Below are 19,327 nucleotides of genomic sequence, written 5' to 3'. Positions count from 1 at the left end.
GGGCTGCAGTGCTCAGACGCTCGTGAACGTCGCCGTCTCGGAACCGCCGGCCCCGACGGCGATCTCGAGTCCTGTCCACTGCGACGGCACGAGAGCGAAGGGCTCGCCCCTGCGTTCGCCGTCGACCTCGAAGTGGGCCGTGTCGCCGCTGAGCGCGATCGCGAGTCGCGCGGGCGCATCGGCCTGGACCCGATGCTCGGCCGCGCCCAGCAGGACGAGGCAGCCCGAGCCGTCCTCGAGCGAGACTTCGACGCGGACCTCACCGACCCCGAGGGGGCGGGCGAGGAGGCCGCCGGGATGCACGGTGATACGGCCGTCGGCCGCATCCGCGATGAGGTCTCCGGGATCGGCGCCCCGCCCATGCCACTCGCCGCGCATCTCAGGGGGTGGCGGCGCGTCCTGCGGCGTCGGTCGTGCCCACTCGTCGACCGGCTCCGGCGGACCGCCGTGCACGGCGTGCCCGACCAGCGGCCAGCCGTCAGCCGACCACGCGAGCGGCTGGAGATGCAGGATGCGACCGTGCTGCGGCGTGTGCTGGAAGTGCATGAACCACTCTTCGCCGGCGTCGCCTTCGATCCACGCGCCCTGGTGCGGCCCGTTCGTCGTGCTGGCCCCCTGCTCCAGGATGACGCGGGGCTCCCACGGACCGTCGAGGCTGTCGGCGCGGAACGCGTACTGCCACCCGTTCTCGACGCCCCCGGCGGGCGCGAAGATCCAGTACGTGCCGGCGCGGCGGTAGATCTTCGGACCCTCGAGCACGGTGCAGCCGTCGATCGCGTCACCGTCGATCGCGACGCGGGATGTGCCCACGGGCCCGGTGAGCCCGGCATCCATCTCCACGATGTCGAGCCGGTTCGCGAACCCGGCCCGCGATCGCGCCCAGCCGTGAACGATCCACGTGCGCCCGTCGTCGTCCCACAGCGGACAGGGGTCGATCGGTCCCGGTCCCTCGATCACGAGCCGCGGCGCGGACCACGGGCCCGCCAGGGACGGCGCCTCCACCACGTAGACGCCGCGATCAGGGTCCGCCCAGGTGATGAACAGTCTTCCGGCGTGCGCGCGCAGGGCAGGGGCCCACACTCCGCCGCTGAGCTGAGCGAGGGGCTGCCAGCCTCCGGCGAAGCCGACGGGCACCCAGTCGACGAGGTCGGCGGACCACCACAGAGGGAGCCCCGGTCGACGGTCGAAGCTCGAGGCGACGAGTCCGTAACCGCCCTCGGGGAGACGGATGACGTCGGGATCCGGCACGTCGTGGGCGCGGACGGGGTTCGTGTAGGTGCTCGTCATCGTCTCTCGTTTGGGGGCTCTTGGCTAACCGGTTGACCTCTGCTACTGTACCGAGGAACCGGTTTCTGAGCCACCCGTCCTTGCGCCGAAACCACCAGTACCGGGTGACATCCATCCGCTCGAAGAGGAGTTAGACATGGCAATGACAGCACCGCGACGCACGCTCCGAGCGTGGGGCGCCGGTATCGCCGCGGTGGGCGTCGTCTTCGCCGCGACCGCGTGCGCGGCGGGCGACGAGCCCGCAGGCGAGTCCACGGAGGACGGTCCCGTCACCATCTCGTTCCAGTGGTGGGGCAACGACGAACGCGCCGTCCTCACCGAAGAGGCCCTCGACCTGTTCGAGGAGCAGAACCCGGGCGTCACCGTCGAGACCTCGTTCTCGGCGATCGATGCCTACATCCCCAAGCTCGCCACCCAGATCGCCTCCGGCTCGCAGCCCGACCTGTTCCTCATCCCGATGGAGTCGGTCAAGGAGTACACCGAGAAGGGCGCGACGACCGACCTCACCGACTACATCGGCGACGTCATCTCGGTAGACGACATCCCCGAGACCAATCAGAAGATCGGCCAGATCGACGGCACCTTCTACGGCTTCACCCTCGGCACCGCGACCTACGCGTGGGCGTACGACCCCATCGCGTTCGAAGAGGCGGGCGTGGATGCTCCGGCCGCCGGCTTCACGTGGGACGACCTGATCGAGGCGGGCGAGAAGATCCGCGCGGCGAGCGGTGGCGCGAAGGCCGCGATCACCGACCCGGGCGGGTACATCGCCCACTTCGCCACCTACCTCGTCCAGAACGGCAAGGAGATGTTCACGGACGAGGGCGAGCTCGGATTCGAGGAGTCCGATCTCGAGGACTGGTTCGATCTCATGCAGGAGCTCCGTGACTCGGGGGCGTCGACCGACCCGCAGACGACGTCGACCCTCGACCAGAGCATGCAGAACTCGGGCTTCGCGCTCGGCAAGTCGGCGGGCGAGTTCATCGCGGCATCCATCACCGGAGCGTTCGTCGACACGATCGGGGAGGAGCACGTGGCGCTGGCTCCGTATCCGTCGGACACCGACACGCTCGGCATCAGCATGGCCGGAACGAACGTGGCCGCCGTGTCGCCGGAATCCGACCACCCCGAGGTCGCTGCGAAGCTGCTGGACTTCCTGATCAACGACCCGGAGGCCGCCGAGATCCTGGGCCTGACGCGCGGCATCCCGCTCAACTCCGTGAACTACGAGGCGCTCGCGCCGACGCTCACCGGCGGGAACAAGATCGTGAACGACTTCGTGCTCGAGTACCAGTCCGAGTTCTCGGACCCGTCGCCCCTGGCACCCGCAGGCGTGAGCACGCTGCCGGCCGACTTCACCCTGGCCTACGAGAACATCATCTTCGGGCAGACGAACAACAAGGATGCCGCGAAGGCGCTGTACGCGACCTTCCAGTCGGCCATCTCGTAATCCCGTCCGGCCGGGGCGCCGTCGCCGGCGACCCGGCCGGACCCATCCCCGAGACCAGGGAGCACCGATGACGGTGACACATCCGGACACCGCGGCACCGGCCGCGGCCGCACCTGAGCCCGAGCCGGCGAAGAAGAGGCGTCCGCGGCGCGACGGCGCCGCGTGGGTCTTCCTCTCGCCCTGGCTCATCGGGGCGGCGCTGCTCACCATCGGCCCCATGATCGCCTCGCTCGTGCTGTCGTTCACCGACTACGACCTCTTCACGACGCCCGAGTTCATCGGCACCGCGAACTACGAGCGCATGTTCTTCGAGGACCCGCGGTTCTGGAAGTCCGTCGGCGTCACCCTCAACTACGTGCTGGTCGCCGTGCCGCTCAAGCTCGCCATCGCGCTCGGGATCGCCCTGCTGCTGAACCGGCCGCGCAAGGGCCAGGGCTTCTACCGCTCGGCGTTCTACGCACCCTCCCTCCTCGGCGCGAGCGTCGCCGTGGCGATCGTCTGGCGCACGCTGTTCTCCAACGACGGTGTCGTCGACAACACCCTGAGCGTCTTCGGGCTCGACCTCGGCGGCTGGATCTCGAACCCCTCGCTCGCGCTGTACGTCCTGGTGTCGCTCGCGGTCTGGCAGTTCGGCGCACCGATGGTCATCTTCCTGGCCGGGCTCAAGCAGATCCCCTCCGAGCTCTACGATGCGGCGGCGGTCGACGGCGCCGGATGGTGGCGCACGTTCTGGTCGGTCACGTGGCCGCTCCTTTCGCCCGTGCTCTTCTTCAACCTCGTGCTCGAGATGATCGGCGCGTTCCAGTCGTTCACGTCGGCATACGTCGTCAGCGGAGGTCGCGGCGGCCCGATCGACTCCACCCTCTTCTTCACCCTCTATCTCTACGACCGTGCGTTCACGGCGTTCGACATGGGCTATGCCTCGGCGATGGCCTGGTTCCTGCTCGTGGTCATCGCGATCGTGACCGCTCTGATCTTCCGGAGCTCGCGCAGCTGGGTGCACTACACGGGAGACGACAAATGACCGCTCTCATCACGGACCAGACCGCGACCCTCGTGACGGGGCAGCCCGTCGAGCGCCGTCGACGACCCAAGCGCACCATCGTCGGGTCGATCGTGTGGCACGTGTTCTGTCTCGCGCTCCTGCTGCTCCTGCTCTACCCCGTCATCTGGCTGCTCGGCTCCTCGTTCAAGCCGGGCACCGAGATCCTCACCAATCCGACGCCCTTCCCCCGCGACTTCACCCTGGAGAACTACGGGATCGCGGTGCAGGGCGTCGCCGGACTCAGCCTCTGGCAGCTGCTGGGCAACTCGATCACGATCTCGGCTCTCACCGTCGTCGGCAACGTCGTGAGCTGCGCGCTCGCCGCCTATGCGTTCGCGCGGCTGCGATTCCGGCTGAAGGGCGCGCTCTTCGCCTTCATGATCTCGACCATCATGCTGCCGATGCACGTCGTGCTGATCCCGCAGTTCATCATCTTCAACGAGCTGGGCATGGTCGGCACCTTCCTGCCGCTCGTGCTGCCGAAGTTCCTCGCCACCGAGGCCTTCTTCGTCTTCCTCATGGTGCAGTTCATCCGAGGCATCCCCCGCGATCTCGACGAGGCGGCCCTCATCGACGGGGCCGGACCGTACCGCACATTCTGGTCGGTCATCCTGCCGCTCATGCGCCCGGCGCTCATCACGACCACGATCTTCTCGTTCATCTGGAGCTGGGACGACTTCTTCCCGCAGCTCATCTACTTGAACGACCCCCAGAACTTCACGCTGCAGCTCGGCCTGCGCCTCTTCGTCGACCAGACCAGCGCCTCGGCGTTCGGGCCGATGTTCGCGATGAGCGTTCTGGCGCTGCTGCCCGTCGTGATCTTCTTCGCCGTCTTCCAGCGGTACCTCGTCGACGGCGTCGCGACGTCGGGGCTGAAGGGATGAGCGCGACGACGCAGCGACGGCAGGCGCCCGGCGCGCTCGACCCGCACTCGCCGACCTTCCACCTGTTCGCCGACACGCTGTACATCGGCGTGCTCGTCTTCGGTCTGTCGCTGCTCATCGTGACCTGGTTCGCGGCGCTGAGCGCGGGAGTCGACACGCTGCGCGAAGCGCGCGCGGCTGATCGGCACGTGAGCGCCCGCCGTCTGTGGTCGGTGTTCGTCGATCGGACGGTGCGGCATCCGCTGTCCCACGTCGTGCTGCCGACGATCGTGACCGCCCTGCTCGCCTTCGATGTCGTCGTGCTTCCATACGTCGCGCCGGGTGAGGCGTGGGCGCTCGCGCTGCCGGTCGTGCTCGCGGCCGGGCTGGGCGCTGTCGCCCTGCGCGTCGCGGGCGCATGGCGCACGGGCGTTCCGGCACGCCGTACGTTCGCGGTCGCGTGGCGACGGATGTCGGAGGATGCCGCGGGCTCCGCACTGCTCGTGCTCGCGGTCGCCGCGGCCGGCGCCATCGTCTCGATCGCACCCCTTCTGCTCGTGGTGATGCTCGGGCCGCTCGCGCTCGCCGCGGTTGCGATGGACAGAGAGGTCCCGGTCGCTTCATGATCGTCGACGACCCGCGCAGACGTCGCGTCATCATCGACTCCGACGTCAAGAACGAAGCCGACGATCAGTTCGCCGTCGTGCACGCCCTCCTGTCGCCGAGTCTCGACATCCGCGGGATCATCCCCGCGCATTTCGGCGACGAGCGCTCGGACCGATCCATGCTCGATTCGCGCGAGGAGCTGGATCACCTCCTCGAGCTGATGGGGATCCCGGGCGAGGTGCGGATCGCCGACGGTGCCGAGCACCGCCTTCCCGACGAGTTCACGCCTGTCGACAGTCCGGGCGCGCAGCTCATCATCGAGGAGGCACGGCGCGCCGATGCGGGGCCGCTCTTCATCGGCTTCCTGGGCCCGCTCACCGACATGGCCAGTGCGCTGCTCCTGGCTCCCGACATCGCCCGCACGGACACGACCGTGATCTGGATCGGCGGTCCGCCCTACGGTGACCGTGAGTGGCGCGGTACGTGGCCCGAGTTCAATCTGCGAAACGACATCCACGCCGCGAACGTCGTCTTCGGCTCAGGAGTCCAGCTGCAGCAGGTGCCGTCGAATGTGTACCGCCTCGCCGCGGTCGGCTACGCGGAGCTCCGCCGGCGCGTCGAGCCCTGCGGCGAGCTCGGGCGTTACCTCGCTCAGACGGTCGTCGACTTCAACACGACGCACCACCGCGTACCGGTCGAATCGCGGTCGCTCGGCGACTCGCCCGCGATCGCCCTGATGCTCGAGCCGTGGTGCGCATCCTTCCGCCGCCAGTCGCCGGTCCGCTTCACGGCGGACGGCCACTGCGTCCCGTCCGAGCTCGGAAACGATGTGCTCGTCGTCGAGCAGATCGACGTGCGCTACCTCCTCGAGGACATGTTCGCGAAGCTCGAGGAGTTCGCAGACGGCTCGTGGCCGGTCGTCCCCGCGACTCAGGCGGGCGCCCGCCCCGTGCTGTGACGTTCGACGAGCGATCCGCGCACCCACACCGGGTCGCCCACGGGCAGTCCCGACATGGCGGCCTTGAGCTGCTGCCAGGCGAGGGTGCCGAGCGAATCCTGCGGTACCGAGACCGTCGTGAGGTGCGGCCTGCTGTACCGCGCGAACGGGATGTCGTCGACCCCTACGACCGAGATCCGCTCGGGAACCGCGATCGACAGATCGTCGAGCCGCGAGAGGACGCCGATCGCGACGAGGTCGTTGAAGGCGATGACGGCCGTCGCGTCGCCCGCGAGCACGGCATCGGCGGCGTCCCATCCCGCGTCGAGCGTCGCGCCCACTTCGCGTCGCTCGATCGCGAGTCCGGGGTGGCGCTTTTCGGCAGCATCGAGACCCTCGAGGCGCAGCACGTTCGACGCGCTGGCGATGGGGCCGCCGAGGTAGACGATGCGACGGTGTCCGAGTGCGGCCAGGTGGTCGGCCACGATGCCGACCGCGTGGCGATAGTCCATCGCGAGCTGCGGGACGGCCGCTCCGTCCACGTGGCGGTTGACGAGTGTGAGGGGGCGCGCGTTCCGCAGCACCTCTGCGAGGTCGTCGTCGGGCATGCGGGGTGCGCACAGCAGGAGGGCGTCGCAGCGTCGCCGTGCGTCGAGCGCCGCGCGCCGTTCGAGGTCGGGCTTCTCCTGCGTATCCGCGACCAGAACCTGGTACCCGTCGGCTGCGGCGGCGAGCGTCGCGCCGCGCAGGATCGCCTGGAACATGGGGTTGCCGAGGTCGGGAACCACGACCGCGACGGTGTTGGTGCGCCCGAGCGACAGATTGCGCGCCGTCTCGCTCGGTCGGTAGGCGAGCTCGGCGATGACGGCCTCGACGCGGGCGATGAGAGCGGGGTCGACCGTCGATCGACCGTTCAGGACCCTCGAGACCGTGGCCCGGGAGACGCCGGCGGCGCTGGCGACATCGCCGATGGTGGCGGGTCGAGCGCCTTCGCTTCGCGGCATCCGATGCCCCTCACTCCGTCCACGTGCGGGCGTCCCGCGCGTCGATTCTATCCAGGCAACCGGTTTCTGGTCTGCACCTCCGATCACGAGAGAGTCTCTTCATGACGCATCCCGCCTACCGCCCGCTTCACCTCGACTTCGAGGGTCCCGCCGAGCCCATCCCGGCGGATCTCGTTCCCCTGCGTGTGCTGTTCGTTCACGAGAGCGGCGCCGCGACGCACGTGCCGGGCTTCTGGGACGGCGGCACGCGCTACCGCGCACGATTCGCGCCCGAACTCCAAGGTGCGTGGTCGTGGCGCACGCAGTCCGACGCGGCTGAGCTCGACGGCGTCGAGGGCAGGCTGGTGGTCGCGGGCGCGGAAGGTCACGGACCGGTGCGCGTGGCATCCACCTTCCACTTCGCCCACGCCGACGGCACCCCCTTCCGTCCTGTCGGCGCCACCGCGTACAACTGGCTCCACCAGGAGGAGCCGTTGTTCTCCGAGACTCCCGAGGTGCTCGCTCGGGCCGGGTTCGACAAGTTCCGCTTCATGGTCTTCCCGCAGGCGGGGGGCCACATCGAGCACTTCCCCGACCTCCTCCCGTTCGAGAGGTCCGCCGACGGCTCATGGGATGTCTCGCGCCCCGTGATTCCCTTCTTCCGCCGACTCGACGAGGCCGTCGAGATGCTCGGACGCCACGGCATCCAGGCCGACGTGCTCATCTTCAACTCCTACGACGGAGGCCGCTTCGGTCTCGACGCGCTGACGGAGGAGCAGGATGCCGCGTACCTCCGCTACCTGGTGGCGCGCCTCTCGGCGTACCCGAACGTGTGGTGGTCGCTGTGCAACGAGTTCGACATCCTCACCGATCGCCCCGCCGACCGGTGGGATCGAATGGGCAGGATCCTCGCGGAAGAGGATCCGCACGATCATCTGCGGTCGATCCACAACTGGATGGAGCTGCACGACCACAATCAGGACTGGGTCACGCACGCCTCCATCCAGAACGAGTCGGCCGTCGCGGACTTCGGCCGCGCGTCCCTCTATCGCGATGCGTACCGCAAGCCGATCGTGCTCGATGAGATCAAGTACGAGGGTGACATCGACGATCGCTGGGGGCGTCTGACGGGCCGCGAGCTCGTTCACCGGTTCTGGATCGCGACCGTCGCCGGCTGCTACGCGTCGCACGGCGAGAGCTTCACACTGCCCAACGGCTCCTTGCACATGGTGCAGGGAGGGCCGCTGCAGGGCGAGAGCCCCGCGCGTCTCGGGTTCCTGCGTCGTCTGCTCGACGAGATCGACGCCCCGGGACTCGACCCGATCGACAAGTGGGACGACCCCGCGTACGTCGCCGGCTGGCCGCGCCGGGTGTACGTGCAGTACCTCGGCGAGGCCGGGGGTGCATCGTGGTCGTTCCGTCTGCCGCAGGGGAACAAGGGCGAGCGGCTCGAGGTCGGCGACCGGTTCGTCGTCGACGTGATCGACGCGTGGGGCATGACGGTCGAGCGGGTCGCGGGGGAGTTCGTGCTCGACGACGTGCAGCGCAACGACGCGTTCGCGAGGGATGCAGCCTCCATCGCCCTCCCCTCCGAGGGATTGATCGCCCTGCGGGTCACGCGCGTCGCATAGGTTGAGTTCGTGACGAGGAACTGGGCAGGCACCTACGAGTACACGGCCCCGCGGATCGTGACGGCGACCTCGGTCGACGACATCCGCTCCATCGTCGCGCGCGGAGGGCGCGTGCGTGCGCTCGGCACACGGCACTCCTTCACGGACCTGCCCGACACGACGGGCACGCTCGTCGACGTGACGGGTCTGCCGGCCGACGTCTCGCTCGATCCCGACGAGCAGACGGTGACGGTCGGTGCCGGAACCCGATACGGCGAGCTCGCGCTCTGGCTCGACGAGCGCGGATGGGCGCTGCGCAACATGGGCTCCCTCCCGCACATCAACGTAGGCGGGGCGACGGCGACCGGCACGCACGGCTCGGGCGATGGGAACGGCGTGCTGTCGACGGGTGTGCGGGCGCTGCGATACGTCGGCGCCGACGCCGAGGTGCACGAGATCCGACGCGGTGCCGCCGACTTCGATGCGCTCGTGGTCGGCCTCGGGGCCTTCGGCGTCACGGTGGCCGTGACCCTCGACGTCGTGCCGTCGTTCCGCGTGCGCCAGGACGTCTACACGGGAGTGTCGTGGGATGCCGCGCTCCGCGACTGGTCGGCGGTGACCGGCGCGGCCTACAGCGTCTCGGTGTTCTCGCGGTGGGAGGAGCCTTCGCTCGGCTTCGTCTGGACGAAGACGCGCCTCGACGCCGATGACGATCCGGTGCCCGCGACGCTTGTCGACGGACGGCTGGCGGCGGCCGGCGAGTCCCCGCTCGGCCAGGGCGACAACATCACCGAGATCGGCGGAGTCCCGGGGCCCTGGATGCTGCGCCTCCCGCACTTCCGTCTCGATGCCGAGCCGTCGTTCGGCGACGAGATCCAGAGCGAGTACTTCGTCTCACGCGCCGATGCGCCTGCGGCTCTGCGTGCCGTGCTGGCGCTGGGCGACGGCATCCGTCCCGCTCTCATCTGGACCGAGCTGCGCACGGCCGCCGCCGACGGCCTCTGGCTGAGCGGTGCCTACGAGCGCGACAGCGTCATCATCCACTTCACGTGGCACAACCGACCGAACGAGGTCGCCGACGCGGTCGCCCTCATCGAAGCGGTGCTCGAGCCGTTCGCGGCGCGTCCGCACTGGGGCAAGTACCACCGGTACGACGCGGCGCGGATCGCCGCCGTCCACCCGCGCCTGGCCGATGCCCGCGCGGTGTTCGAGCGCCTCGATCCCGACGGCGTCTTCTCGAACGCCCACCTCGAGCGCCTCGGCGTCCGCCTGCCGCGCTGACCTCTCTCCCCTCTTCTCTCCCGCTTCCTCTTCGCCGAACCCCTCTTCTCTCGCGAACCCACCTACTCTTCGCCAACCCACCTACTCCGGTGCGAAAAACGGCGGGGTCGAAGTACTTGCCCGTGCCGTCGAACTCGCCCCACGCCTCGACATCGTCCAAACCGAAGTCGATCCGGTAGTCCTCCTTCGAGTTCGGCGGCGCACGCCACCCGTCTGCGGGCTTCTGCAGCATCCATCCCCACGACTCTGCTCGCCGCATCCCCGTCGGCAGATCCGTCGCACTCGATCTGTTGACTCCGCACGTGAGCCGCAGGCTGTGGAGGACATCCCGCAGACCCCGAACCCATCCATCTTTCGTGAACCCACCCAGATCTGCGCGTGATTCCGGGTGGGTTCGCGAGAAGTGAGTGGGTTCGCGTGAAGAGAAGAGCAGACGGGCGGGATCAGGCGCGGGTCGCGCGGATCGCCATGAACTGCCGACCGGGCAGCTCGACGCGGGTGTTGCCCTCGTGCGTGCCGGGCACGCGGTCGACGGTCATGTTCCACGTGTCGATGACGTCGATCGTCCACGAGCCGTCGGGCAGGAACACATTGCGGAACCGCGGGCGGTTGAACCCGAAGTATCCGACGATCTGCTCTCCGGCAGCGCCGCCCCACGGCACGTCCCAGTCCGAGGGGAGGGGATCCCACACGCCGTCGGGGGCCTCGGCCTGCAGCTGCTCGAGGAAGCCGATGCGATCCGGCGAGGTTCCCGTCAGCTCGCCGCCCTTCGCCCACCACAGCACGTCGTCCGCGTCCGCGGCGGGCAGGTAGGTCTCGCCGTGGCCGACGTAGCCGCCGCGGACGGCGCCCTCCCAGAACCGGCGCGTCATCTCCTCGCCCGTGATGTTGCCCCAGCCCTGGTCGATGTCGCCCTCGTAGGCGCACTCGTCGATGACGACGGGCTTGCCCCACGCTTCGCGCCACTCGTCGGTGTTCTCCGCGGTGCGGTAGACGTCCACGCGCTGGATGCTGACGTGCGTGATCCACGGGCGCGAGTAGTCGTAGAGCGGGCGGCAGTTGTGGATCGAGTTGAGGTGGCCGAACGGGTCCTCCTCGCCGACGACGGCCGCCAGGCGCTCCCAGTCGTCGAGATCCTTCGACCACAGCAGGTCGTACTCGTTCGCCATCGACCACCAGACGTTCGAGAAGGCGGCGAGGCGGCGCACGACGTAGCGCAGGTACCGCTCGTCGACGGCCGGACCGAGGTCGGCGAAGCCCCAGCGGTCGTACGCGTGGAAGAGGATGAGGTCGGCCTGGATGCCGAGCTCGGCCAGCTGATGGATGCGGCGCTCGAGGCGGCGGAAGTGCGCGGGGTCGAAGCGCTCGAGGTCGAAGCCGCCCTCGAGCGATCCGGGGAACACGAAGTCGGCCGGCTCGTTCGCGTTGAAGAGATAGGACTTCGGGAACAGGCACATGCGGATCTTCGAGAACGGAGCCTCGGCGAGCGTCGCAAGGGTCTGCTCCTGCAGCGCCTCGGGCTGGTGGGTCCACGCGTACGCGGTCGTGCCCAGCGGCCGGTGACGCGTGCCGTCGGCATGACGGAAGTGGAAGCCGTCGACCCGCACCGGTCCGTGCGCGCCCTCACGCGCGCCGACGACCGTCGCGGCCCCCGAGATGCCGTCGAGGGATGCCGCGGTCGACCGTGTCGTGAACGACCAGTCGCCCAGGGCATCGGCGAGAGCGCGCACGAGATAGACCCCGTCGCCGTCGTAGAAGCCGCCCACGCGCACCTCGGTGCCGTCGGGGCGTGTGAAGACGGCGTCCAGTTCGACATCGACGAACGGGTTGCCGTGCGACGGGCCGTCGAGCCGGATCTCGAGCACGTCCCACAGCGGCGTCGGTGCGGGGGATGTCAGGCCGGCCGACGCCCTTTCGCCGTCGTCGTACGACAGATCGGGTGCGATCGCCGGCGCGTACGGGGCGCGCGAGGACTCGCCGTCGCCGATCGCGGCGAGTGCCGCCCACATCTCGTCACGCACCGCCGGGTCCTCGAGCGACGGCACGATCGCGATCAGCTGTCCCAGACGGCCGCTGCGGAACTGCGTCGCCATGGGCGATGCCGCGATGCCCGGCATGTACTTCTCGAGCACGGCGCGGGCCGCGGGGCTGTCGAGGGCTTCGCCGAAGGTGCTGGCGCGGTCGAACATGGAACTCCTATCGGGTCGCCGCGCGGACCGCGGCGTCGACCGCCTCGAGCACGGGGGGCGGGGTGAACATCAGAGCGGCCGCGAGCGGGCGGCCGGCAGCCCAGAGGGTCTCGTCGCGAACGGCGGCGACACGCTCGGGCGCGACCTCGGCGAGCGTCTCGAGCAGTGCCGCGTAGGCGCGCGGATCGTCGATGACGTCGGCGAGCGAGGCGTTCAGGCCGTCGAGTGCGGGCCGCTCGGCGGTGGATGCCGCATCCACCCGCCACTCGTGGCGACCCGATCCCACCTCGAACGCGGCGCCGTCGCCGGGCAGGTCGACGATCGCGGTCGTGTTGGCCGGCACGGTCGCGCGGACGACGATCACGTCGCCGTCGCGCGACCATGCCACCGACGCCGCGCCGTACGGCGTGACGTGTCGTGCCTCGGCGTGCTGGAACGAGGAGAGGGGCCGAGGCGCGATGCGCAGGCGCGCGTAGCCGGGGGCATCCGGTGCGAGTCCTGCGACGGTGCGGTGCAGCCAGTCGGCGACCGCGCCGAGCGCGTAGTGGTTGAACGAGGTCATCTCACCGGGGTTGACCGAGCCGTCCGGCAGCAGGCTGTCCCAGCGCTCCCACACGGTCGTCGCACCCATCGTGACGGGGTACAGCCACGACGGGCACTCGGTCTGCAGCAGCAGTCGCTCGGCCGCGTCGAGGTGTCCGCCGGCGGTGAGGGCATCGGTCACGAGCGGAGTGCCGACGAAACCCGTCGCGATGCGGTAGCCGCCCTCGCGGACGACGGCCGCGAGCCGTGCCGCGAGCGCCGCCCGCTGCGCGGGGTCGGTCACGAGGTCGAATTCGAGCGCGAGCGCGTACGCCGTCGGGGCGTCGTTCATCATGCGCCCGGCCGGCGTGACGTACTCGGCCACGAAGGCCGCCCGGCTGCGATCGGCGAGGGCGGCGTAGACCGCGGCATCCTCATCCCGTCCGAGCAGTCGCGCGGCGTCCGCGACCTGCCGCAGCGAACGGGCGAGGTACGCGGTCGCGACGATGTCGCCCGAGACCTTGGCGTCACCGGGCTTGTCGGGCGGCGCCGACGGATCGAGCCAGTCGCCGAGCTGCATCCTGCCGGCCCACAGGCCCGAATCGCCGGCTTCGGAGAGAACGCGGTCGACCCAGGCGCGCATGCTCGGATACTGCGCCTCGAGGACGCCGAGGTCGCCGTACCGCTCGTACAGCACCGTCGGCACGACGGTCGCGGCATCGCCCCACGCGGCGGTCGCGCCCAGCGACCCGAAGGACGGCAGGGCGGCGGGCACCACGAGAGTGACGTCGCCGTCGTTGCGCGCCTGCTCGTGCGCGAGGTCGCGCATCCACGAGGTCAGGAACGCGTCGCTGTCGTACAGGAAGCTCGCGCTCGGAGCGAAGACCTGGATGTCGCCCGTCCAGCCGAGGCGCTCGTCGCGCTGCGGGCAGTCGGTCGGGATCGAGAGGAAGTTGCCCCGCATCCCCCACACGACGTTCTCGTGCAGGCGGTCGACGAGTGGGTTCGAGGAGGAGAACCATCCCGTGCGCGTCATGTCGGTGTGGAGCACGACGGCCTGGACGGCATCCGGCTCGACGTCGGCGCCCGTGATCTCGGCGTAGCGGAAGCCGTAGAACGAGAAGCGCGATTCGAGCACGTCGTCGCCGCCCGAGAGGTCGAAGGTCGCCGTTGCGGCGGCGTTGCGCAGCGGCCGGAGCGCGAGCTCGCCGTCTTCGAGCACTTCGGCGTGACGGACGACCACGCGATCGCCGGCGGCGCCGCGCACCGCGACGCGCAGACGGCCGACGAGGTTCTGGCCGAAGTCGAGGATGCGACCGCCCGAGGGGGTCTCGAGCACGGCGGCGACGGGGAGCGACTCGATGCGCCGCACGGGCGGCGCGATCCGCGCCTCGGGCAGGGGCACGTTCTCGTAGCCGGGCAGGGCCGCGGCGCCGACGCGCGCGGGCGCCCAGGCTGCCGGCGCGCGACGGAGGTCCTGGTGCTCGCCCGGGTAGACGCCGCTGTCGACGACGGGGCCGTCGCCTGCGGCATCCCATCCCTCACCCGTCGCGGCGATCGTCTCGACCGCGCCGTCCGCGAACGTCACGCGCAGCTGCGCGAGGAACGACGGCTGCGTGCCGTACAGGCGGTTCGTGAAGGTGAAGAAGCCGTACTTCTCGGTGTACCAGGCGCCGGCGATCGTCGCGGCGAGTTCGTTGTCCCCCTCGTGCACGAGCGCGGTGACGTCGACCGTCTCGTGGACCAGCCGGTCGCGGTAGGCGGTCCAGCCCGGGCTCAGCACGTCATCCGAAGCCGGTGTGCCGTTCACCGACGGCTCGGCGACGCCCAGCGCGGTCCACAGCAGCTGCACCTTCGCGAACGGGCGCGCGAGCCGGAACCGCGTGCGCACGACCGCCGGCTGCGCGTCGCGATCGGGCTCGGCGAGGCCGATCGGCTGTGCGATCCACTCGCCGTCGGCGAGGAAGCCCGCCTCGACCCGGGTGGGCTCGCTCCAGGCGGTCCGGCCGCCGTCGGTCGAGCGCGCGCGCACCGAGACGTCGCGGGACTCGCCCGCCGCGAGGGGAGCGAACGGCCACGCCACCAGAACGCTGCCGCGTCCGTCGAGCGTGACGGTCTCGAGCCCGTCGGTGACGTCGACGGATGCCTGGATCCAGCCGGGCTCATCGGTCTCGACGGTCCAGGTCAGGCGCGGGCTCGGCGTCGCGACGAGCGGGCTGTCGTCACGGAGCTCGGCGCGCAGCATCCCGACCTTCGACGTCATTCGTCATCCCCCTCGGCGACCCAGCTCAGCGCGTGCACTTCGCCCGCGACAGCGTAGACGCCGATGACGCGACCCGTGAAGGACTCCGTCACCTCGGACGACAGGAACCGGCCGTCGATCTGCGCGAGCTCGAGGCGCTCGCCGTCGATCGTCGCGCCGAGGTGGAACACGTCGCTCGTCGACACGATCCCGGTTCCCCCGACGGGCTTGCGGGATGCGAGGTGCAGATCGACGACGTCGCCCGTGAACGGCTGCGACCACTCCTGGTGCAGACCGCCCAGGCTCGCGCGTGCCGTGAGGGATCCCGCGCCCGCCTCGATCTCGACGTGGAACGCCTCGTCGTAGCGCACGCCGAGACCGCCCACGCCGGCCGAGACATCGAGGCGCACGGTGACCTCGTTCGTGAGGTGCTCCTGGCGGCGCCCTACGAAGATCGGCTTCGCATCAGCGAGCGTCGAGCCGTCGGCGACCAGGACGAGGCGCCCGTCTCGGAGCGTCGAGACCTCGGTCGGGAAGGCCCGGACGGCGACCCACTCCGCGTCGAGCGGCGCGTCGAACGAAACGTCCACGCGGGTCCCCGGGCGGGCGTTGAGCGCGACCGGCGCGATCGCAGGCCATCCGTCCGTCCAGGTGACGGGCGTGACGAACGTCTCGCGACCGAGGGCCGAGAACGCGCGCGTGCCGCTGCGGGGGCGCACGCCGAGCAGCACGCACAGCCACTCGCCGTCGGGGCCCACGACGAGGTCGCCGTGGCCCGTGTTCTGGATCGGACGCGGCGTCGAGCGCGCCGAGACGAGCGGGTTGCCGGGGGCACCTTCGAATGGCCCTTCGGGCGAAGCGCCGCGCGCGATGCTGATCGTGTGACCGCGCTCGGTGCCGCCTTCGGCGATCAGCAGGTACCAGGCGCCGTCGATCTCGTACACGTGCGGCGCTTCGGGGAACATGAGGCCCGTGCCCGACCACAGCGATCGCGGCTCCTCGAGGGCGCGATGCGTCGCGAGGTCGACCTTCGCCTGCTGGATGCCGAGGTGCATCGGCGCGTTGGGGTCGAGGTCGCCGCTCAGCAGCAGACCGGAGAAGGTCACGTACGCCGTGCCTTCGGCATCCCACACGATGTCGGGATCGATGCCCGAGATCGTGCCGGAGCCGTCCTGCACGAGCAGCAGGTCGCCGTCGCTCCACGGGCCTGCGGCGTCTTCGGCGGTGAAGTGCAGCATCCCGCGCCCCATCGCATCCGTGATGACGAGGTGGAAGAGGCCGTCGTGATGGCGGATGGTCGGTGCCCACGCGCCGCCACCGGTCGGCACGTCGGCGGCCCCGAGCTGGCCCGGCCGCGTCGCGACGTGGCCGATGAGCTCCCAGGTCTCGAAGTCGGTCGAGCGATGGATCGGGATGCCGGGCAGGTACTCGAAGGTCGACGTCGCGAGGAACCACTCGTCGCCGACGCGCACGACGGAGGGGTCGGGGTGGAAGCCGTTCACGAGCGGGTTGTAGAGCGTGGTCACGCGACGGTCCATTCGATCGAGAGCGGCAGATCGACCACGGATGCCCCGGCACGCACCGTGAAGGCGCCTTCCTCGAGGCTCCAGCCGTCGGCCCAGTGCGCGAAGCGGCGTGCGGGCAGTGGGATGACGGCCGTCACGGTCTCGCCCGGTTCGGCGTGCACGACGGCGAATCCGACCAGCCAGCGGGCGGGACGCTCGATGGACGACTCGGCGCGCTCGGCGTAGACCTGCACGACCTGCTTGCCCGCGCGTTCGCCCGTGTTCGCGAGCGTGACCTCGAGGTCGTCGCCCGAGCGCTGGCCGACACCCCATGCCCACGTCGTGTAGCCGAGGCCGTGGCCGAACGGGAACGCCGGCGACGCATCCGCCCTGAGCCACGCGCGGTAGCCGATGTGGATGCCTTCGGGGTAGGCCAGCACGCCGTCGGCCGGGGTGACGTCGGTCACGGGGACGTCCGACAGTGCCGCGGGCCAGGTTGTGGGCAGACGGCCCCCGGGCTCGGCGGCACCGGTCAGCACGGCCGCGATCGCGGAGCCGAACTCCTGACCGCCGAAGTAGCCCTGCACGACCGCCGCGACATCCCCGGCCCACGGCAGGACGACGGGCGACCCGGCGTTGACGACGACGATCGTGGGCGTGCCGGTCGCGGCGACCGCGCGGACGAGGTCGTCCTGCCGACCGGGAAGGTCCAGGTCGACGCGGTCGTAGCCCTCGGACTCGACTTTCGAGTTGGTGCCGACGACGACGACGGCGACGTCGGATGCCGCGGCCGCGCGCGCCGCGCGGGCGATCAGCTCGTCGGGATCCGTCTGCTCGGGCGCGATGCCCACCGTGACGCTGAGCGCACCCGCGAGCGGACCGGATGCATCGAGGTCGAACTCGGCGCGGACGTCGATGGACCGACCGGCCGTCACCTGCACGCGGGCGGTCGACGACGGCGGATTCAGGAACGCGGCGCCGAGGTCCGTGCCCTCGATGACGGGCGTCTCGTCGAGCACGAGAGCGCCGTCGACGAAGACCCGACCCGGGTTCGCGCCGGAGAAGCCGAGCAGGATCTCTCCGGTCTCGACAGGGGTGTACCTCGTCGCCAGATCGACGCGAGCGCTCGCCGAGATGGGAGCGTCGCCGCCGAACCACACCAGGGCGCTCGCCCGGCGGTCCTCCGTGAAGATCTCGGAGCCGTCCGCGTCGAAGAACGTCACGCGCAGGCCGGGCTCGCCGGTCACCGGGTTCTGCAGCTGGGCGAGCGGGATCTCGGCGACCCCCTCCTGCACGACGGCGCCCAGCTCGTAGATCACTTCCGCGTCGGGCACCGCCGCGCGGATGCCGTCGAGCGGCGAGACGATCCTCTCGGGCAGCACGGTGGCGCTGCCGCCGCCCTGCGTGCGCGCGTCGCGGGCATTGTGGCCGATGACGGCGACGGTTCCGAGGGTCGACACGTCGAGCGGCAGCGTGCCGTCGTTGCTCAGCAGCACGGTGCCGGCGATCGCGGCCTCGCGCGTGAACGCGACGCCGTCGACAGGGGCAGGCTCGACCTGCGCCGACCCCTCCAGGGCGCCGACGCGTTCGGCGAGGAGCAGCATCCGGAGCACCTTGCGATCGAGGTCCGCCTCGTCAAGGCTGCCGTCACGGATCGCATCCGCGAGCCCCGCCCACGCCGGCGCCGGACCGGGCATCGCAAGATCCTGCGCGGCCGGCACGGCGTCGAGCGATCGGACGGCGGTCCAGTCGCTCACGACGACGCCGTCGAAGCCCCACTCCGAGTTGAGAGGCGTCTCGAGCAGCTCGTTCTCGGTCATCGTCACGCCGTCGACCGAGTTATACGCGCTCATGACCGACCACGCGCCGGCCTCGACCGCGCGCTCGAACGGCGCGAGGTACAGCTCGCGCAGAGCACGGGCATCCACCTTCACGTCGACCGTGAAGCGATCCGTCTCGGAGTCGTTCGCGACGTAGTGCTTCGGGGTCGCGGCGACGCCGTTCTCCTGCAGACCCCGCACGTACGCGGCACCGAGCTCGGCGGACAGCTCGGGGTCCTCGCTGAAGCACTCGAAATGGCGCCCGCCCAGGGGTGAGCGATGCAGGTTGATGGTCGGCCCGAGCACGACGTCGACATCCTTGCGACGGGCTTCGGATGCCGCGGCCGCCCCGTACCGGTATGCGAGGTCCACGTCCCACGAGGCCGCGAGGGCCGATCCCGACGGCAGGTTGAGCGAGGGCTCGCGCTCGTCCCACCGAGGTCCGCGGACGCCGGCGGGGCCGTCCGACAGCGTCATGGCGCGCAGACCGATCTCGGGGAGCGGCACGGTCGTCCAGAAGTCGGCGCCCTGCACGAGGGCGACCTTATGGTCGAGGGTGAGGCGCTCGAGCAGCGGGCGCAGGTGCGCCGTGGAGTCCGTGGTCACGGGGAGGTCCTTCCGGAGGGGCGTTCAGGCCGCGTCGGCGGCTTGGGCGTCGAGGAGCGTGCGGCGCGCGGCGCGGCGCTCCTTCTGCTCGTCGGGGTTCGGCACGGGCGCTGCGAGGAACAGACGCTGCGTGTACGGATGCTCCGGCCGCGCCGTTACCTGGTCGCCGTCACCCGTCTCGACGAGCTCGCCGTGGTACATGACCGCGACGCGATGGCTGATGTGGCGCACGACCGCGAGGTCGTGCGAGATGAAGAGGTAGGCGACCCCGGTGCGTTCCTGGATCTCGATGAAGAGGTCCAGCACGCGCGCCTGCGTCGACAGGTCGAGGGCCGACACGGGCTCGTCGCAGACGATCAGCTTCGGGTCGAGCGCCAGCGC

General features: G+C 70.4%; 14 protein-coding genes. 7 read left to right on the top strand and 7 right to left on the bottom strand.

The window, feature by feature from the left end; translation table 11 throughout:
- Nucleotides 1-12 precede the first annotated feature (12 nt).
- Nucleotides 13-1,287: a glycoside hydrolase 43 family protein gene (locus tag ACTIFV_RS00470; protein ID WP_439590838.1), complete on the bottom strand. Its 1,275-nt coding sequence runs from the start codon at nt 1,285-1,287 to the stop codon at nt 13-15.
- Between the two features lie 136 nt (nt 1,288-1,423).
- On the opposite strand from ACTIFV_RS00470, the gene ACTIFV_RS00465 reads away from it, so the two are divergent.
- The 5 genes from ACTIFV_RS00465 to ACTIFV_RS00445 all read left to right on the top strand — a co-directional run bounded on the left by ACTIFV_RS00465 (nt 1,424) and on the right by ACTIFV_RS00445 (nt 6,209).
- The gene (locus ACTIFV_RS00465; RefSeq protein ID WP_439590837.1) at nt 1,424-2,737 is read left to right on the top strand and encodes an ABC transporter substrate-binding protein; all 1,314 of its coding nucleotides are present in this window, start codon (nt 1,424-1,426) and stop codon (nt 2,735-2,737) included.
- Nucleotides 2,738-2,804: 67 nt separating this feature from the next.
- Nucleotides 2,805-3,761 carry a carbohydrate ABC transporter permease gene (locus ACTIFV_RS00460; protein ID WP_439590836.1) on the top strand — a complete coding sequence of 319 codons (957 nt, stop codon included), beginning with the start codon at nt 2,805-2,807 and terminating at the stop codon, nt 3,759-3,761.
- Entirely contained in the window at nt 3,758-4,666 is a 909-nt protein-coding gene (locus ACTIFV_RS00455; protein WP_439590835.1) for a carbohydrate ABC transporter permease, read from the top strand. Before ACTIFV_RS00460 ends, ACTIFV_RS00455 begins: the two co-directional genes overlap by 4 nt.
- A complete protein-coding gene (locus ACTIFV_RS00450) occupies nt 4,663-5,271 on the top strand; it encodes a hypothetical protein (RefSeq protein ID WP_439590834.1) in 609 nt (202 codons plus the stop codon). The genes ACTIFV_RS00455 and ACTIFV_RS00450 overlap by 4 nt, the downstream gene beginning before the upstream one ends.
- A complete protein-coding gene (locus ACTIFV_RS00445) occupies nt 5,268-6,209 on the top strand; it encodes a nucleoside hydrolase (protein WP_439590833.1) in 942 nt (313 codons plus the stop codon). Before ACTIFV_RS00450 ends, ACTIFV_RS00445 begins: the two co-directional genes overlap by 4 nt.
- Here the strand turns inward: ACTIFV_RS00445 and ACTIFV_RS00440 are convergent.
- The gene (locus ACTIFV_RS00440) at nt 6,182-7,192 is read right to left on the bottom strand and encodes a LacI family DNA-binding transcriptional regulator (RefSeq protein WP_439590832.1); all 1,011 of its coding nucleotides are present in this window, start codon (nt 7,190-7,192) and stop codon (nt 6,182-6,184) included. The two genes, ACTIFV_RS00445 and ACTIFV_RS00440, sit on opposite strands and share 28 nt — an antisense overlap.
- A gap of 101 nt (nt 7,193-7,293) precedes the next feature.
- On the opposite strand from ACTIFV_RS00440, the gene ACTIFV_RS00435 reads away from it, so the two are divergent.
- Both ACTIFV_RS00435 and ACTIFV_RS00430 read left to right on the top strand, forming a co-directional pair.
- The gene (locus ACTIFV_RS00435) at nt 7,294-8,802 is read left to right on the top strand and encodes an apiosidase-like domain-containing protein (RefSeq protein WP_439590831.1); all 1,509 of its coding nucleotides are present in this window, start codon (nt 7,294-7,296) and stop codon (nt 8,800-8,802) included.
- Between the two features lie 9 nt (nt 8,803-8,811).
- Nucleotides 8,812-10,062: an FAD-binding protein gene (locus ACTIFV_RS00430; protein ID WP_439590830.1), complete on the top strand. Its 1,251-nt coding sequence runs from the start codon at nt 8,812-8,814 to the stop codon at nt 10,060-10,062.
- 443 nt (nt 10,063-10,505) lie between these two features.
- Here ACTIFV_RS00430 and ACTIFV_RS00425 read toward each other — a convergent pair whose 3' ends face one another.
- The 5 genes from ACTIFV_RS00425 to ACTIFV_RS00405 form a co-directional block, all read right to left on the bottom strand.
- Nucleotides 10,506-12,251 carry a DUF5605 domain-containing protein gene (locus ACTIFV_RS00425; protein WP_439590829.1) on the bottom strand — a complete coding sequence of 582 codons (1,746 nt, stop codon included), beginning with the start codon at nt 12,249-12,251 and terminating at the stop codon, nt 10,506-10,508.
- Between the two features lie 7 nt (nt 12,252-12,258).
- Nucleotides 12,259-15,036 carry a family 78 glycoside hydrolase catalytic domain gene (locus ACTIFV_RS00420; RefSeq protein WP_439590828.1) on the bottom strand — a complete coding sequence of 926 codons (2,778 nt, stop codon included), beginning with the start codon at nt 15,034-15,036 and terminating at the stop codon, nt 12,259-12,261.
- Nucleotides 15,033-16,541, bottom strand: coding sequence for a family 43 glycosylhydrolase (locus tag ACTIFV_RS00415; protein WP_439590827.1), 1,509 nt, complete (start codon nt 16,539-16,541; stop codon nt 15,033-15,035). Before ACTIFV_RS00415 ends, ACTIFV_RS00420 begins: the two co-directional genes overlap by 4 nt.
- The gene (locus ACTIFV_RS00410) at nt 16,538-18,817 is read right to left on the bottom strand and encodes a beta-glucosidase (protein ID WP_439591372.1); all 2,280 of its coding nucleotides are present in this window, start codon (nt 18,815-18,817) and stop codon (nt 16,538-16,540) included. The genes ACTIFV_RS00415 and ACTIFV_RS00410 overlap by 4 nt, the downstream gene beginning before the upstream one ends.
- A gap of 153 nt (nt 18,818-18,970) precedes the next feature.
- Nucleotides 18,971-19,327 (bottom strand): ABC transporter ATP-binding protein (locus tag ACTIFV_RS00405; protein WP_439590826.1); only part of this gene is annotated, 357 nt, incomplete at its 5' end.

The sequence above is a fragment of the Microbacterium sp. genome (genome assembly GCF_051860965.1).
In the GTDB taxonomy this organism is placed as follows: domain Bacteria; phylum Actinomycetota; class Actinomycetes; order Actinomycetales; family Microbacteriaceae; genus Microbacterium.
Note: the sequence above shows the minus strand (reverse complement) of the source record. Positions and strands in the feature narration are given on the sequence as shown.

What these genes read in the sequence shown, in the direction of transcription:
- ACTIFV_RS00470 (WP_439590838.1), bottom strand. Translation starts at nt 1,287, where the DNA reads ATGACGAGCACCTACACGAACCCCGTCCGCGCCCACGACGTGCCGGAT.
- ACTIFV_RS00465 (WP_439590837.1), top strand. Translation starts at nt 1,424, where the DNA reads ATGGCAATGACAGCACCGCGACGCACGCTCCGAGCGTGGGGCGCCGGT.
- ACTIFV_RS00460 (WP_439590836.1), top strand. Translation starts at nt 2,805, where the DNA reads ATGACGGTGACACATCCGGACACCGCGGCACCGGCCGCGGCCGCACCT.
- ACTIFV_RS00455 (WP_439590835.1), top strand. Translation starts at nt 3,758, where the DNA reads ATGACCGCTCTCATCACGGACCAGACCGCGACCCTCGTGACGGGGCAG.
- ACTIFV_RS00450 (WP_439590834.1), top strand. Translation starts at nt 4,663, where the DNA reads ATGAGCGCGACGACGCAGCGACGGCAGGCGCCCGGCGCGCTCGACCCG.
- ACTIFV_RS00445 (WP_439590833.1), top strand. Translation starts at nt 5,268, where the DNA reads ATGATCGTCGACGACCCGCGCAGACGTCGCGTCATCATCGACTCCGAC.
- ACTIFV_RS00440 (WP_439590832.1), bottom strand. Translation starts at nt 7,192, where the DNA reads ATGCCGCGAAGCGAAGGCGCTCGACCCGCCACCATCGGCGATGTCGCC.
- ACTIFV_RS00435 (WP_439590831.1), top strand. Translation starts at nt 7,294, where the DNA reads ATGACGCATCCCGCCTACCGCCCGCTTCACCTCGACTTCGAGGGTCCC.
- ACTIFV_RS00425 (WP_439590829.1), bottom strand. Translation starts at nt 12,251, where the DNA reads ATGTTCGACCGCGCCAGCACCTTCGGCGAAGCCCTCGACAGCCCCGCG.
- ACTIFV_RS00420 (WP_439590828.1), bottom strand. Translation starts at nt 15,036, where the DNA reads ATGACGTCGAAGGTCGGGATGCTGCGCGCCGAGCTCCGTGACGACAGC.
- ACTIFV_RS00410 (WP_439591372.1), bottom strand. Translation starts at nt 18,817, where the DNA reads ATGACGCTGTCGGACGGCCCCGCCGGCGTCCGCGGACCTCGGTGGGAC.